This window comes from Streptomyces carpinensis, assembly GCF_002154505.1.
Classification (GTDB): domain Bacteria; phylum Actinomycetota; class Actinomycetes; order Streptomycetales; family Streptomycetaceae; genus Streptomyces; species Streptomyces carpinensis.
The window spans coordinates 1-14,955 of sequence record NZ_MUBM01000445.1 but is presented as its reverse complement, the minus strand read 5'-3'; the positions used below and the strand labels follow the sequence as shown (position 1 = coordinate 14,955).

The window sequence follows — 14,955 nt, the reverse complement described above, 5'->3', positions numbered from 1 at the left end:
AGATGTGTATAGGAGGCAGGGGGTGGGGGCGAGCGGGCGGCGGGAGCGCAGTTCCTTGGCGAGCAGCTTGGCGCGGTACTCGCGGGGCATGTCGGCGTAGCACCAGGACTCCTCGCCGAGCCGGTCGAAGAGCTGGCCGAGGGCGTGGTGGTGGGCATCGGCGTGTTCGCGGACGTCCATGGTGGCCAGTTGGAGGCCGAAGGCGGCGAGGGTGCGGATGGTGCGGGCGAGGCGTCCGTCGGCGAACAGGCCGCCGCGGTGCCGGCGCAGGGAGTCCTGCAGGAGGCGGAGGTCGGCGAGGAGCTCGGCGGTGCCGAGGTAGTCGTGGCCGGCCTCGTGGGGGGTGCCCTTGGCGAGGCGCTGCTTGGTGTTGACGAGCTTCTGCCGGATGCAGGTGGCCTTGAGCCGGTAGGGCTCCTCGGCGTTGAGGCGCTTGTAGCGGGGGCTGATCTCCGGCAGGGCTTCCAGGTCGGCCTGGAGGGAGGTCAGCAGTTCCTCGGTGGCGCCGGTGTAGCGGATGGAGTTGGACAGGAAGCCCCGCAGTTCGTCGACCATGTCGAGAGCGTCGTTGATGCCGTGCTCGTGCTGGAGGATCAGCACGTCCCAGGTGACGGCGGGGGTGACGTTGGGGTTGCCGTCGCGGTCGCCGCCGATCCAGGTGCCGAAGGTGAGGGGGCGGGTGTCGTCGGGGAGCTTGACGCCGACGCGTTCGAGTTCCGCGGTGAGGTCCTCCAGGACGTCGCCGACGGCGCCGGCGTGGAGCTCGTCGAGGTAGTAGATGGCGTTGCGGGCCTCGTCGGTGGGTTCGGGGCGGACGACGCGGAGTTCGTCGGTCTGCCAGACGAGGTCGATGTTCTCGGCCAGCCGGGTGTCGAGGCGGCGGCGGTCGGTCTCGATGACCGGGGTCTCCAGGAGGGCGGCGATGCGCCGGAGCTTGTTGAGGACGGAGCGGCGCGCGGCCTCGGTGGGGTGGGCGGTGAACACCGGGCGGACGTTGAGGTGCTGGACGGTCTCGCGCAGGTGTTCGGGGTCGGCGTCCTTGAGCCGGTCCGCGGTGCGGGCGATGAGGCCGCCCTCGGCGGCGCGGCGGGCGCGCAGCTCGCGTCCCCGGTGGACCTGCTCGGTGACGTTGGCCAGGTGGAAGTAGGTGGAGAAGGCGCGGACCAGCTTGGCCGCGGTCTCCAGTTCGGTGCCGCGCAGCAGTTCGGCGGCGGCTTCGCCGTCCTCGCGGGTGAGGCGGCGAACCCTCTCGACCAGGTCGAGGAGCTCGGGGCCCTCCTGCCTCACCAGGGTCTCCCCCAGGAGGTCACCCAGTCGGCGGATGTCGGCGCGCAGCTCGCTGCTGGTCGTCGTCTGGTCGTCGGCACTGCTCACAGGTGCGGCTCCTTGCAGTGTTGAAGCTCGTCTGGGAGGGAACCCGGACGGGTGCCGCGCGGCGGGCGCCGCATACGGGCCGGGCATCCGGGAAGGAATCTTCAGAGCGGACCGCGCTGTCCGACCGACTCCAAGTCTAGGTGTCGGGCGGGACGCGCAGGCCAGGGGCTCTTGCCGCGCGGCGACACGCTGCCATACTTACGTCGCCGTAGGTTACGGAACCGTAGGGAGCTGGTCGTTTCCGAAACCCGTCGGCACCTGTCTCAACCCTCGACCCCACAGGGGACGCCCATGACCACAAGCTCCTCCGATGTGATCGACGACGCCCCGGAGGCGGCCGGCGGCGCGCTGCCCTCGGCCACTCTGGGCGGCGAGCAGAAGCGTTCGATCGAACAGATCACGCTGCTGCTCTTCATCACCGTGCCGTTCCTCGCGCTGATCGCGGCGGTGCCGCTGGCGTGGGGCTGGGGGGTGAGCTGGCTGGACCTCGGTCTGCTGGTCTTCTTCTACTTCCTCGGCTGCCACGGCATCACGATCGGTTTCCACCGGCACTTCACGCACGGTTCCTTCAAGGCCAAGCGGCCCTTGAAGATCGCGCTGGCGATCGCGGGGTCGATGGCGGTGGAGGGCCCACTGGTGCGGTGGGTGGCCGACCACCGCCGGCACCACAAGTTCTCCGACCACGAGGGCGACCCCCACTCGCCGTGGCGGTACGGCGAGACCGTCCCGGCCCTGATGAAGGGCCTGTGGTGGGCGCACGTGGGCTGGATGTTCGACGAGGAACAGACCCCGCAGGACAAGTACGCGCCGGACCTGATCAAGGATCCGGCCATGCGGCGGATCTCCCGTCAGTTCGTGCTGTGGACGATCATGTCGCTCGGGCTGCCGCCCCTGATCGGCGGCCTGGTGACGATGTCGTGGTGGGGGGCGTTCACCGGGTTCTTCTGGGGTTCGCTCGTCCGGGTGGCCCTGCTGCACCACGTCACCTGGTCGATCAACTCGATCTGCCACGCGGTGGGCAAGCGCCCGTTCAAGTCGCGAGACCGCTCGGGCAACGTGTGGTGGCTGGCGATCCTGTCGTGCGGCGAGTCCTGGCACAACCTGCACCACGCCGACCCCACCTCCGCGCGGCACGGTGTGGAGCGCGGTCAGCTGGACTCCTCGGCGCGGATCATCCGCTGGTTCGAGCAGCTCGGCTGGGCGTACGACGTGCGCTGGCCGTCACGCTCGCGTATCGATTCCCGCCGCAACACCGACGAACGCGGCTCCCGCCGCCGGAAGGACACCGCTGAGGCGGCATGATTGACGCCGTGGCGACCGACTCCAGCACCCCCAGCAACGACAAGCCGCGGCGCACCCGCCGCACCCGGATGACCGGTGCCGAGCGCCGCCAGCAACTGCTGGAGATCGGTCGCACCCTGTTCGCGGCGAAGGGCTTCGAGGGCACCTCGGTGGAGGAGATCGCGGCGAAGGCCGGGGTGTCCAAGCCGGTGGTGTACGAGCACTTCGGCGGCAAGGAGGGCCTGTACGCGGTGGTGGTGGACCGCGAGATGCGGCGCCTGCTGGACATGGTGACCAGCAGCCTGACCGCCGGCCACCCCCGTGAGCTGTGCGAACAGGCGGCGTTCGCGCTCCTGGACTACATCGAGGAGTACACGGACGGTTTCCGCATCCTGGTCCGCGACTCCCCGATCCCCCAGTCCACGGGCTCCTTCGCGTCCCTGATCTCCGACATCGCCACCCAGGTGGAGGACATCCTGGGCCGCGAGTTCAAGTCCCGCGGCTTCGACCCGAAGCTGGCCCCGCTGTACGCGCAGGCGCTGGTCGGCATGGTCGCCCTGACCGGCCAGTGGTGGCTGGACGTCCGCCGCCCGAAGAAGGCGGAGGTCGCGGCCCACCTGGTGAACCTGGCCTGGCACGGCCTGGACGGGCTGGAGCCGAAGCCGAGGCTGATAGGGCACCGCAAGGCATAGGTGCTGTGGACCTCGGTCTTGCTGGTGACGGTGACCGTCCGCTCGTTCGGACCATGCCGGGCTCGCGGGGCCTGACGCCCTGGCCTGCTGCGGCCCGATCCGGCCTGATCGGCCCGGCCCGATCCGGCCTGTTCCGGCCTGTTCCGGACGGAAGACCCTAGGCGCCGGTCTGCCGGATCGGCTCGAGGAACTCCAGCCGGTTGCCCACCGGGTCCTCGGAGTAGAAGCGCCGGTGGCCCGGCAGGTTGTCGTCCCAGGTGACCGGTGCGCCGTGGTCGGTCAGCCGGGCGGCGTACGCCTCGATGGCCGTCACCCCGAGGCCCGGGTGGGCCTTCCTCGCCGGGCGGAAGTCCTCCTCGATGCCCAGGTGGAGCTGGACGGGGCCGGCCTGGAACCAGCAGCCTCCGCGCGCGGCCAGCACGGGCGGCTTGGGGATCTCCGTCATGCCGAGGACGTCGACGTAGTACGCCCGCAGAGCGCCCTCCGAACCGGGCGGGGCGGCGAGCTGGACATGGTCGATGGCGGTGAGCATGGCCTAGGCCTCCTTGGTGGCGACCGCGAAGATGCGGCGGAAGGGGAACGGGGTGCCGTGCGGGCCCGCCGGGTAGGCCTCGCGCAGGGCGGCCCGGTACTCGGTGAGGAACGCCTCGGCCTCCCGGGGCTCGTCGGCGAGCGCGGTCAGCACCGGCCGCAGCCCGGTGCCCTTCACCCAGTCCAGGACGGGGTCCTCACCCGTCAGCAGGTGGACGTACGTCGTCTCCCACACGTCCGCCGCGCAGCCCAGGGAGGTCAGCCGCTCCAGGTACGCCTCGGGGGCCAGCACCGCGTCCTCGTGCCGCAGCACGCCACCGAGGCGCTCGCGCCAGTGGGCGGAGCCCGCGAGGTCGCGCATCAGCCGGTGGCTGGGGGCGGAGAAGTTGCCGGGCACCTGGAAGGCGAAGGTGCCGCCGGGCCGCAGTCCCGCCGTCCAGTCGGCGAAGCGGTCCACGTGCCCCGGCACCCACTGGAGGGTGGCGTTGCTGACGATCAGGTCGTACGGCTCGGTGGGCGTCCATGTGCGGGCGTCCGCGGTCAGGAAGTCGAGGCGGCCACCGCCGGGCGTGGGGCCCGCGTGATCCACCACGGCCTTGTCGAGCATCTCCTGCGAGTTGTCGTAGCCGGTGATGTCCGCGGTGGGCCAGCGGCCCGCGAGGAGGACGGTGACGTTGCCGGGACCGCAGCCGAGGTCGGCGATGCGGGGCGGGTCTGCGGGCAGGTCCGGGACACGGGCGAGGAGGTCGGCGAAGGGGCGGGCCCGGTGGCCGGCGTGACGCAGGTACTGGCCGGGGTCCCAGGTGGGGCTGTGGGCGCTGTGGGCGGGCATGGCGGCCTCCTTGGAGTCCGAGCTCGGTCTCTCGACGACGAAGCTACTCGCGATTATCTCTCGATTCCAAGATAGTTGATATCAAGAGACTTCACATCGACACAACCACTACACTGATCGCATGGAGGACGAGGTCGATCGGCTGGTCGCGGCGTGGCGGCGGGAGCGCCCGGACCTCGACGTGGAACCGCTCGAGGTGCTCAGCCGGGTGAGCCGGCTGGCTCGGCACCTGGACCGCGCGCGTCGGCTGGCCTTCTCCGAGCACAGCCTGGAGCCCTGGGAGTTCGACGTGCTGACCGCGCTCAGGCGCGCCGGAGCGCCGTACCAGCTCTCCCCCGGACAGCTGCTGACGCAGACCCTGGTCACCTCGGGCACCATGACGAACCGCATCGACCGGCTGGCCAAGAAGGGCCTGGTGGAGCGGCTGCCCGACCCCAGCGACCGGCGCGGCGTGCTGGTCCGCCTCACCGACGAGGGCCGCGACCGCGCCGACCAGTCGCTCGCGGGCCTGCTGGACCAGGAGCGCGCGATCCTGGCCGAACTGTCCTCCGCCCAGCGCGCCGAACTCGCCGGTCTGCTACGCCAGCTGACCGCCCCGTTCGACAACATCCCCGGCTAGGTCGTCCCCGGTCAGGTCGACGGGCCCCACCCCGGCCCGGCGGGCCAGGGCGACGGCGGCGAGCGTGGAGTGCACACCGAGCTTGCCCAGGACGTTCTGCATATGGGTGCGCACGGTGTGCGGGGACAAGTACAGCCGCTCGGCGACGGCCTTGCGCCCCAGGCCCGCGACCATGCAGCGCAGCACCTCCCGTTCACGTGGCGTCAGCGACTCCACCAGCCGCTCGCTCTCGGTGCGGTGCTTGCGCGCGGCGGTCAACTCCCGCAGGACGCCCGTGAGGAGGGCGGGCGGCAGATGGGTCTCGTCGCGCAGCACGCCGCGGATGACGGTGAGCAGCCGGGACAGCGAGCAGTCCTTGGCCACCCAGCCGCAGGCTCCGGCCTGCAGGGCGAGCGCGGCCCGCCGCGGGTCGTCCTTCTCGGCCAGCACGACGGTCCGCACCCCGGGCTGCGCGCCACGCACCCCGGCGACCAGGGAGATCCCGTCCACCAGTCCGTCGGCGTTGCCCTCCTGGACGGGCACGGCGGCCCGCCCCGCGGGCACGTTCCCGCCGAGATCGGCGTCGACGAGCAGCACGTCGAAGCGGCGGCCCTCGGCCGCGGCCCGTTCCATGCAGCGCAGCGCCGCCGGTCCGGACCCGGCCGCGGAGACGTCGACGTCCGGCTCGGCGGCCAGGGCGGCGGCGAGTGACTCGGCGAAGATACGGTGGTCGTCGACGACCAGAACGCGGATACGCACCACTGAAACCCCCTTCCCCAAACTCCTGACAGAGCAGGGGATTCCCATCGTCATCAGACGCCGGCGCCGCCCGCAGCGCTGACCGCGTGCATCTGCGCGGGCACGACGCCCGGAGTGGGCGCCACCGCCGCACGGCCGCCGCCATGCGGAACTGTTACCCCACTTCGGGCGTCGTACCCGGCTGTCTCGCCCCCTGATCGGCACCGGCCCCCACCGGTACCGCTCCTCAGAGTACGGCCGGGGGCCGGAAGGGGAAGGCAATTCGCGGAACTGACCGGCCGACGCGTTTAGGGTGTGCCGCATGTTTCGTATTGAGGCAGAAGTCGACAGAGAGCGCCGTGATCTGCTCCGCTCCCGCCTCCGCGACACGAACACGGCGGCGTCCCCCGTCCTGGCCGCCCTGCGCGGAACCCCCGCGGCCCGCGAAGTCCCGCTGCACGTCTGGGCGCTGGACGAGTCGGGCACTGTGGCCGGCGGCCTGGTCGGCCACACCTGGACGACCTGGCTGCACGTGGCCTACCTGTGGGTCGACGCGCCCCACCGCGGCGCGGGCCTCGGCTCCCGCCTCCTGGCCCGCGCCGAACGCATCGCCCGCGACCAGCGCGACTGCACCGCCGTGCGCCTGGAGACCTGGGACTTCCAGGCCCCGGAGTTCTACCGCAGACACGGCTACAAGGTGGTGTGCGCGATCCCCGACTATCCGCCGGGGATCACGGAGTACACGCTGGTGAAGGGGTTGCGGTAAGTCAGGCCAGCCGTCGTGCCCCCGCCGAGGGCACTGCCTCGAAGACGCGGGGGGTCTTGAAGCCGGCCGTGGCGAAGGCCTTCTCGACGGCCTTGGTGATCGTGTCGACGTCGGCCTCCTCGGCGAGGACGATCGCCGAGCCGCCGAAGCCGCCGCCGGTCATCCTCGCTCCCAGCGCACCCGCGCTCAGGGACGTGTCGACGATGGTGTCCAACTCCGGGCAGGAGATGCGGAAGTCGTCGCGCAGGGAGGCGTGGCCCTCGGTCAGGACCGGGCCGATCGCCCGGGTGTCGCCGGACTCCAGGAGGGAGACGACCCGTTCGACCCGCTGGTTCTCCGTGACGATGTGGCGGACCAGGCGGCGGACCTCCTCCTCGTCGCCCAGCCGCTCCAGCGCCGCCTCCAGGTCCGCGTAGGGCACGTCCCGCAGGGCGTCCACGCCGAGCAGGGCCGCGCCCTTCTCGCAGCCGGCGCGGCGCTTGCCGTACTCGCCGTCGCTGTGCGCGTGCTTGACCCGGGTGTCGACGACGAGCAGGCGCATGCCCTCGGCGGCCAGGTCGAAGGGGATCTGGCGCTGGGAGAGGTCACGGGTGTCGAGGAACAGGGCGTGGCCGGCCTCACAGCAGGCGGAGGCCGTCTGGTCCATGATGCCGGTGGGGGCGCCCACGTAGACGTTCTCGGCGCGCTGGCACAGGCGGGCCAGTTGCCAGCCCTTCAGGCCCAGTGCGCACAGGTCGTTCAGGGCCAGCGCCACGACGACCTCGAGCGCCGCCGAGGAGGACAGGCCCGCGCCCGAGGGGACCGTCGAGGTCAGGTGCACGTCCGCGCCCGTCACCGCGTGGCCGGCCTCGCGCAGGGCCCAGACCACGCCCGCCGGGTAGGCCGTCCAGTCCTTGTCGGACCCGGGCGTCAGGTCGTCGACGCGCAGCTCGACGGGGCCGCCCGGCACGTCCGCCGAGTGCAGGCGCAGCACGCCGTCCTCGCGCCGGGCCACCGCCGCGACGGTGACGTGCGGCAGCGCGAAGGGCATCACGAAGCCGTCGTTGTAGTCGGTGTGCTCGCCGATCAGGTTGACGCGGCCCGGTGCCGCCCAGCCCCCCTCCGGCTCGGCGCCGTACAGCGCGGTGAAGCCTTCCCGGATCCGCCGGATCGCTTCTTCCTCCACTACTGCTCCCTCGCGGTGTGCTGCGCGAACTCCCAGGCGTCCGCGACGATGCCCGCGAGGTCCGCGCGGGACGGGTTCCAGCCGAGCTTCTCGCGGGCGGTTGCGGCCGAGGCGACCAGGACCGCCGGGTCGCCGGCCCGGCGCGGGGCCACGACCTCCGGGATCGGGTGGCCGGTGACCTGCCGTACGGTCTCGATCACCTCGCGGACGGAGAAGCCGTTGCCGTTGCCGAGGTTGCAGATCAGGTGCTCGCCCGGGACGGCGGCCTGCACGGCGAGGAGGTGGGCCTCGGCCAGGTCCGCCACGTGGATGTAGTCACGGACGCAGGTGCCGTCCGGGGTCGGGTAGTCGTCGCCGAAGACCGAGATCGCGTCCCTGCGGCCCTGGGCCACCTGGAGCACCAGGGGGATCAGGTGCGACTCGGGGTCGTGGCGCTCGCCGTACGTGCCGTAGGCGCCGGCCACGTTGAAGTAGCGCAGCGAGACCGCGCCCAGGCCGTGGGCCGCCGCCTCACCGGTGATCATGTGGTCGACGGCGAGCTTGGACGCGCCGTACGGCGAGGTCGGGGCCGTCGGGTCGGTCTCGGTGATCGGCGTGTTCACCGGCTCGCCGTAGGTCGCCGCCGTGGAGGAGAAGACCAGCTTGCGCACGCCGGCCTCGCGCATCGCGCCGAGCAGCGCCATGGTGCCGCCGACGTTGTTGTCCCAGTACTTCTCCGGCTTCACCACCGACTCGCCGACCTGCGAGAACGCCGCGAAGTGCAGCACCGCGTCGAACGAGGAGTCCAGCCACTTGCCGGCGTCGCGGATGTCGCCCTCGACGAAGACGGCGCCCGCGGGCACGCCCTCGCGGAAGCCCGTCGAGAGGTTGTCGAGGACGACGACCTCGTGCCCGGCCTCCAGCAGGTGCTGGGCCACCACGCTCCCGACGTAACCCGCGCCGCCGGTCACCAGGTACTTCCCGCTCATGAACTCGCTACCTCTCGCAGTCGCTCGGCCGCGCGCTCCGGAGGCACGTCGTTGATGAACACGCTCATGCCGGACTCGGAGCCCGCAAGGAACTTCAGCTTGCCGGAAGTACGGCGGATGGTGAAAAGCTCGAGGTGGAGGGCGAAGTCCTCACGGACGACGCCGTCGAACTCCTCCAGCGCGCCGAACGGGGCCTGGTGCCAGGCCGCGATGTACGGCGTCGGAGGCTCACCTTCGCCGAACAGCCGGTCGAAGCGCCTCAACAATTCCAGATAGACCTCGGGGAACTCCGAGCGGGTCGGCTCGTCCAGCGCGAGCAGGTCCGGGACGCGGCGCCTGGGGTACAGGTGGACCTCGTAGGGCCAGTGCGCGGCGTACGGCACGAAGGCCACCCAGTGGTCGGTCTCCAGGACGACCCGCTCACCGGCCAGTTCCCGGCGCAGGACGTCGTCGAAGAGGTTCTCCCCGCCGGTCGCCTCCTTGTGGGCGGCCAGTGAGCGGAGCATCAGCGCGGTGCGCGGGGTGGTGAAGGGGTAGGCGTAGATCTGGCCGTGCGGATGTCCCAGCGTCACGCCGATCTCGGCGCCTCGGTTCTCGAAGCAGAACACCTGCCGGACGGAGGGCAGATGCGACAGTTCGGACGTGCGGTCGGTCCACGCGTCCAGCACCAGCCGCGCCTGCTCCTCGGTCAGGTCGGCGAACGAGGAGTCGTGGTCGGAGGTGAAGCAGACGACCTCGCAGCGTCCGGAGTCGCCGGCCAGCGACGGGAAGCGGTTCTCGAACACCACCACGTCGTACGCGGAGTCCGGGATCTCGGTCAGGCGCTCACCCCGGGTCGGGCACAGGGGGCACTCGTCGGCCGGCGGGTGGTAGGTGCGGCCCTGGCGGTGGGAGGCCACGGCCACCGCGTCGCCGAGCAGCTCGTCCCGGCGGATCTCGGAGGTGGTGACGGTCCGCTCCAGCGGGCGGCGGTCGACGGCGTCGCGCACGGTGTCGTCACGCAGGTCGTAGTAGACGAGCTCACGACCGTCGGCCAGCCGGGTCGAGGTCTTCTTCACTGCCGGACTCCCTACTGGAACCTAGGTCCGCTCCACGCTCCATCACCCAACACAATCAAACATAACACATCACAACCAACCATCAAAGAGTTACATCACAATCAAACAAAGACCACCAATAAAAGTGTTCAATTTCTGAACGCGAAGGCGTAGGTTCCCCGCTGGATCCGTTCGCGCAACGAAGCGAGTTCTTATGCAAACCCCCACATACGCACCCGCGTACCTGGCAGCGGAGCTACGTCTCCCCACCAATGGCCTGGACTACACGATCCTCGGCATCTACTTCGTCGTCGTCCTCGGCATCGGCTTCGCCGCGCGCCGCTCGGTCAAGACCAGCCTCGACTTCTTCCTCTCCGGGCGCTCCCTGCCGGCCTGGATCACCGGTCTGGCGTTCATCTCCGCGAACCTGGCCGCCACCGAGATACTCGGCATGGCCGCCAACAGCGCCCAGTACGGCGCGTACACCGTGCACTGGTACTGGATCGGCGCCATCCCGGCCATGGTCTTCCTCGGCCTGGTGATGATGCCGTTCTACTACGGCAGCAAAGTGCGCTCGGTGCCCGAGTTCCTGCTGCTGCGCTTCGACAGAGGCGCACATCTGCTCAGTTCGATCCTGTTCGCCTTCGCCGCCATCCTGATCGCCGGGGTGAACCTGTACGCCCTCGCGATCGTCGTCGAGGCGCTGCTGGGCTGGCCGCAGTGGGTGGCCATCGTCGTCGCGGGCTTCTTCGTCCTCGCCTACATCACCCTCGGCGGACTGTCCTCCGCGATCTACAACGAGGTTCTGCAGTTCTTCGTGATCCTCGCGGCCCTCATCCCGCTCGTGGTGCTCAGCCTGAAGAAGGTGGGCGGCTGGGACGGCCTGACCCACAAGCTCACCCAGGCCCACGGCGCGAACTTCACCACCGCCTGGGGCGGCACCGGGATCGGCCACGCCAACCCGCTCGGCGCCAACTGGCTCACCATCGTCCTCGGCCTCGGCTTCGTGCTGTCCTTCGGCTACTGGACGACCAACTTCGCCGAGGTGCAGCGCGCGCTGTCCGCGAAGAACCTCTCCGCCGCCCAGCGCACCCCGCTGATCGCCGCGTTCCCGAAGATCTTCATCGTCTTCCTGGTGATGATCCCGGGCCTGGTCGCCGCCGCCCTGGTGCCGAAGATCGGTACCTCCGGCTCCGGACTGCAGTACAACGACGCCATCCCGTACCTGATGCAGGAGCTGCTGCCCAACGGCGTGCTCGGCATCGCGGTGACCGGTCTGCTCGCCGCCTTCATGGCCGGCATGGCCGCCAACGTGTCGTCGTTCAACACCGTGTTCACCAACGACATCTGGGCCAAGTACGTCGTCAAGGACCGCGAGGACGCCTACTACGTGCGGTTCGGACGGCTGATCACCGCGATCGGCGTGCTCGCCTCCATCGGCACGGCGTTCCTGGCCTCGTCGTTCTCGAACATCATGAGCTACCTGCAGACGCTGTTCTCCTTCTTCAACGTGCCGATGTTCGTGGTGTTCATCGTCGGCATGTTCTGGAAGCGGGCGTCGAAGAAGTCCGGCTTCTGGGGGCTGCTCGCCGGCACGACCGCGGCGATGGTGAACTACTTCGTCCTCTACAAGCAGGGCGTCATCGACATCCCCACCGACCAGGGCGCCAACTTCGTCTCCGCGATCGCCGGTTTCGTCGCCGGCGCGGTGGTCATGGTGGCGGTGTCGCTGTTCACCAGGCCCCGCCCGGAGCAGGAACTCCGGGGCCTGGTCTACGGCACCCGCTCGCCGGGCATGACCGAACCGGCCGCCCCCGGCGACGAGGCCTGGTACCGCAGGCCCGCACTGCTCGGCTGGGGCGCCGTCGTCCTCGCCGCCATCTGCTACATCCCGTTCTCGTTCTGATCGCGGGAGGATTGAGAGACCATGTCAGACTCCGAGAACTCCGCACGTTCCCCGCACGCCGGGTACTCCGAACAGGACGTCCAGCGGCAAGTCACCGAGCTGGAGGGCAAGTCCGCGACCGCCGCGCGCATCTTCGACCTGCGGCGGATCATCGGCGGGTTGTTCGTGCTCTACGGGATCATCGTGACGGTCACCGGGATCACCGACTCGCAGGCGGCCATCGACAAGGCGCAGGGCGTCAACATCAACCTCTGGACCGGCATCGGGATGCTGGTCCTCGGGGTGTTCTTCCTGGTGTGGCTGAAGCTGCGGCCGGCCGCGCCGCCTGTGCCGTCGACGGAGGAGCCGGGGGCCGAGTGACGTAGCCGCGGTGGGCGTGCGTCTGCGGGCGCCCGGCGGTGCGCTGGGCCGGCTGCGTCCCTGCGCGTCCCTAAGGCCGGCCCGCGCGGTCCAGCAGGCCCGTGCGGGCGGCCAGGGCCGCCGCTTCCAGGCGGGAGCCCACGCCCAGCTTCATCAGCACGCGCTGCACGTGGGTGCGGGCCGTGCTGGGGGCGATGCCCATGCCCGCCGCGATGACCCGGGTGTCCTCGCCCTCGGCGACCCGGACCAGGACCTCCACCTCCCGTGGGGTGAGCATCCGCAGCAGGCGCTGGCCCTCGTCGTCCGGCTGGGCGGCCGGGTTCAGCAGCTCGCCGAAGGCTCCCTGCAACAGCTGCGGGGCCACCGCGGCCTCCCCGGCGCGCGCCTTCATGATCGCGCGCTCCACGCCCTCTATGCGCTCGTCGTGGCGTACGTAGCCGGAGGCGCCCGCGGCGAAGGCCGCCGCGATGCCGCGCGGGGAGGGGACCGGGCCGAGGACGACCACCGCCACCTGCGGACGCTCCCGCTTGATCTTCGCCACGGGGTCGAACGCCCCCGGCTCGGCCGGCGCAGCCGTGCCCAGCAGGCACACCTCCGGCGCACGGCTGATCACCAGGTCGGCCGCCCCGGCGGCCGGCGCCGCCGCGGCCAGCACGCGGTGTCCACGCAGCTTCAGCGCCGAGGCCAGCGCCTCGGCGAGCAGTCGGTGGTCGTCGACCACCATGAGCCGCACTCCCATCGAGCAACCCCCCAGTCCCCCAACGGATGCCCACTCCGGCCGTCCACGCTCCGACGGGCTCGATCGGGCGGGAAGCCCCCCGGCAGTCCCACCCTGCATGTCCCCGGAAGCTACACGCTAGTTCGACGTCGCGCTGCCCCAACCGGACAGAAGCCCCCGGATCGGCGGACTTTTTGGCACCCAACGCACACGCGGGTGACGAGTGGCGGCCACGCGGGGTGGTACGGCAACGGCCTCGCCCCGGGGTCAGGGGCGAGACCGTCCGCGTCACCGTCAGGCCGTGCCGAAGGCGATGGCCAGATAGCGCTCGCTCGAGCCGGACCAGTCCGAGGCGTAGACCTGGGACATGAACAGGTGGCCGTCGTGGTACAGGATCTCGGCGTAATCCGTCGAGAAGCTGGACTCCGCGTCGTGGACCGCCTGGTCCGACGGGTTCTCCAGGAGCTTGGTCTCCTTGAAGGAGGCGCCGTCGATGCTCACGATCTGACCGCCCTTGTCGTAGGGCGGCTCCTTGTAGGCGATGATGTTCCCGCCGTCCATGCGCAGTGGAGTGATCGTGTAGCCCTCGCCCGCGTCCGCGCGCTGGCCGGTCTGCTTGCCGCTGCCGAGGTCGAAGGCGACGACCTCGTTGGTGTCGCGGAAGCTGCCCTTGCTGCCGTCGTGTTCGGCGGTGGCGATGTAGGCCCGGTCGTTGCCGACGACGAGGCCGCTGCACCCCTCGATCCGGGTGATCCCGTCGCACTTGGCCGCGTACCTGTCGGCGGGCACCGAGATCCTGTTGCGCAGGGCGCCCGTCTTGTTGTCGATGCTGAAGATGTCGGAGATGCCCCTGCCCTTGGCGGAGTCGCCGACGTCGGCCGCGACCACGAGCGGGTTGGTCGAGACCACGCTCGCGTACTCGACGCCGGCCGCCATCTTGTACTCGGAGAGCACCTTCCCGGACTTCGGGTCGATGTTCTGGATGTGCAGTTGCTGGTTGCCGTAGTCACCGCACTTGCGCATCGCGACCAGCTTGTCGCCGCCCGCGTAGCCGGCGTCGTAGCAGGTGTCGCCGGGCTTCGGCGTCCACAGGGCCCTGCCGCCGGCGAGGTCGAAGGCGCCGCCGCCGCTGGTGCTGCCCACGGCGACCGTGCTCCCGCCGATGGTGACGTTGTCGAGGTTGATCGCCTCGTCACCGGACTTCACCGTCCGCGTCCACAGCCGCTTGCCCGCGTCGAGGTCGAGCGCCGCGACCTGGCTGCAGCCGTGGGAGCGCTTGTCCTTGGTCGGCATGGCGGGCTCGAAGACGATCGCCGTCCTGTCGTCCGGCGTGACCCGGCGGGTGGCCTGGCACACCGGACCGGGCAGCTTGATGGTCCACAGCTTGGTGCCCTTGTCGGGGTCGTAGCCGACGATCTCGGCGACACCGCTCTTGGCGTACACCTTGTCCGTGAGCCAGGAGCCCGAGACGGTGGTGGTGTCGTCCACCTTCGGCAGCGGCAACTGGAACAGCACCTTGGCGCTGGTGTCGGACGGCACCTTCTCCTCGCCGCGCGCCGCCGTGCCGCCGCTGCCGCCGTTCTCACCGCTCTTGCCCCCGGTCCCGCCGCTGGAGGCCGCGGTGTCCTTCGTACCGCCGCCGTCGCCCGAGGAGTTCGCGTACCAGACGCCGCCGCCGATGATCAGCGCGATCGCGACGACGGCCGCGGCGATGATCATCAGCTGCGTCCTTCTCGCCCCGCCGCCGCCCGGCTGCCCGGCCTGCGGCTGCAGAGGCACGGTGGGTTGCTGTCCCGGCCCGCCCGGGTAGCCGTAGCCCGGCTGACCGGGGTAGCCGTAACCGGGCTGCGGGGTGCCGTACGCGCCGGGCTGCTGGGCGTACGGGTTCGGCTCCGGGGCAGGGGTGGCCGGCCCACCCGGGTAGCCGTGGCCTGCGGGCTGCTGCGGGGGCTGCGGGCTCTGGGGCGCCTGCGGGTAGCCGTAGCCGGG

The 14,955-nt window shown here is 70.8% G+C and carries 15 protein-coding genes; 6 read left to right on the top strand and 9 right to left on the bottom strand.

The window, feature by feature from the left end; all coding sequences use genetic code 11:
• A partial coding sequence (locus BZY54_RS42710; protein ID WP_143668258.1) for a phosphoenolpyruvate carboxylase occupies window positions 1-1,374 on the bottom strand: 1,374 nt, incomplete at its 3' end.
• A 291-nt stretch (window positions 1,375-1,665) separates the two neighbouring features.
• On the opposite strand from BZY54_RS42710, the gene BZY54_RS42705 reads away from it, so the two are divergent.
• Both BZY54_RS42705 and BZY54_RS42700 read left to right on the top strand, forming a co-directional pair.
• On the top strand, window positions 1,666-2,676 hold the full coding sequence (locus BZY54_RS42705; protein WP_086730754.1) for an acyl-CoA desaturase: 1,011 nt from the start codon (window positions 1,666-1,668) through the stop codon (window positions 2,674-2,676).
• Window positions 2,673-3,347 carry a TetR/AcrR family transcriptional regulator gene (locus BZY54_RS42700; RefSeq protein WP_086730753.1) on the top strand — a complete coding sequence of 225 codons (675 nt, stop codon included), beginning with the start codon at window positions 2,673-2,675 and terminating at the stop codon, window positions 3,345-3,347. Before BZY54_RS42705 ends, BZY54_RS42700 begins: the two co-directional genes overlap by 4 nt.
• Window positions 3,348-3,504: 157 nt before the next feature.
• Here the strand turns inward: BZY54_RS42700 and BZY54_RS42695 are convergent, their stop codons facing one another.
• Window positions 3,505-3,879: a VOC family protein gene (locus tag BZY54_RS42695; protein WP_086730752.1), complete on the bottom strand. Its 375-nt coding sequence runs from the start codon at window positions 3,877-3,879 to the stop codon at window positions 3,505-3,507.
• 3 nt (window positions 3,880-3,882) lie between these two features.
• Entirely contained in the window at window positions 3,883-4,710 is an 828-nt protein-coding gene (locus tag BZY54_RS42690) for a trans-aconitate 2-methyltransferase (protein ID WP_086730751.1), read from the bottom strand.
• Between the two features lie 121 nt (window positions 4,711-4,831).
• Here BZY54_RS42690 and tamR point away from each other — a divergent pair, with 121 nt between their 5' ends.
• On the top strand, window positions 4,832-5,329 hold the full coding sequence (tamR, locus tag BZY54_RS42685; protein ID WP_086730750.1) for a MarR family transcriptional regulator TamR: 498 nt from the start codon (window positions 4,832-4,834) through the stop codon (window positions 5,327-5,329).
• On the opposite strand, the gene BZY54_RS42680 is transcribed toward tamR, so the two are convergent.
• Window positions 5,288-6,070, bottom strand: a complete 783-nt coding sequence (locus BZY54_RS42680; RefSeq protein ID WP_086730749.1) for a LuxR C-terminal-related transcriptional regulator — start codon at window positions 6,068-6,070, stop codon at window positions 5,288-5,290. The two genes, tamR and BZY54_RS42680, sit on opposite strands and share 42 nt — an antisense overlap.
• Before the next feature lie 298 nt (window positions 6,071-6,368).
• Here BZY54_RS42680 and BZY54_RS42675 point away from each other — a divergent pair, with 298 nt between their 5' ends.
• Window positions 6,369-6,812: a GNAT family N-acetyltransferase gene (locus BZY54_RS42675; RefSeq protein ID WP_086730748.1), complete on the top strand. Its 444-nt coding sequence runs from the start codon at window positions 6,369-6,371 to the stop codon at window positions 6,810-6,812.
• Between the two features lies 1 nt (window position 6,813).
• Here the strand turns inward: BZY54_RS42675 and galK are convergent, their stop codons facing one another.
• From galK to galT, 3 genes are read right to left on the bottom strand one after another with little or no spacing between them, the layout of a single operon-like run.
• Window positions 6,814-7,977, bottom strand: a complete 1,164-nt coding sequence (galK, locus tag BZY54_RS42670; RefSeq protein WP_086730747.1) for a galactokinase — start codon at window positions 7,975-7,977, stop codon at window positions 6,814-6,816.
• The gene (gene galE, locus BZY54_RS42665; protein WP_086730746.1) at window positions 7,977-8,945 is read right to left on the bottom strand and encodes a UDP-glucose 4-epimerase GalE; all 969 of its coding nucleotides are present in this window, start codon (window positions 8,943-8,945) and stop codon (window positions 7,977-7,979) included. Before galE ends, galK begins: the two co-directional genes overlap by 1 nt.
• Window positions 8,942-10,003, bottom strand: coding sequence for a galactose-1-phosphate uridylyltransferase (gene galT, locus BZY54_RS42660; RefSeq protein ID WP_086730745.1), 1,062 nt, complete (start codon window positions 10,001-10,003; stop codon window positions 8,942-8,944). Before galT ends, galE begins: the two co-directional genes overlap by 4 nt.
• Window positions 10,004-10,196: 193 nt before the next feature.
• Here galT and BZY54_RS42655 point away from each other — a divergent pair, with 193 nt between their 5' ends.
• Together BZY54_RS42655 and BZY54_RS42650 are read left to right on the top strand one after the other, a co-directional pair.
• Window positions 10,197-11,888, top strand: a complete 1,692-nt coding sequence (locus tag BZY54_RS42655; protein WP_086730744.1) for a sodium:solute symporter family protein — start codon at window positions 10,197-10,199, stop codon at window positions 11,886-11,888.
• A 21-nt stretch (window positions 11,889-11,909) separates the two neighbouring features.
• Window positions 11,910-12,248, top strand: a complete 339-nt coding sequence (locus tag BZY54_RS42650) for a hypothetical protein (RefSeq protein WP_086730743.1) — start codon at window positions 11,910-11,912, stop codon at window positions 12,246-12,248.
• A gap of 70 nt (window positions 12,249-12,318) precedes the next feature.
• Here BZY54_RS42650 and BZY54_RS42645 read toward each other — a convergent pair whose 3' ends face one another.
• Together BZY54_RS42645 and BZY54_RS42640 are read right to left on the bottom strand one after the other, a co-directional pair.
• Window positions 12,319-12,987, bottom strand: coding sequence for a helix-turn-helix transcriptional regulator (locus tag BZY54_RS42645; protein WP_086730742.1), 669 nt, complete (start codon window positions 12,985-12,987; stop codon window positions 12,319-12,321).
• 273 nt (window positions 12,988-13,260) lie between these two features.
• On the bottom strand, window positions 13,261-14,955 hold a 1,695-nt coding region (locus BZY54_RS42640), incomplete at its 5' end, for an outer membrane protein assembly factor BamB family protein (protein WP_107419966.1).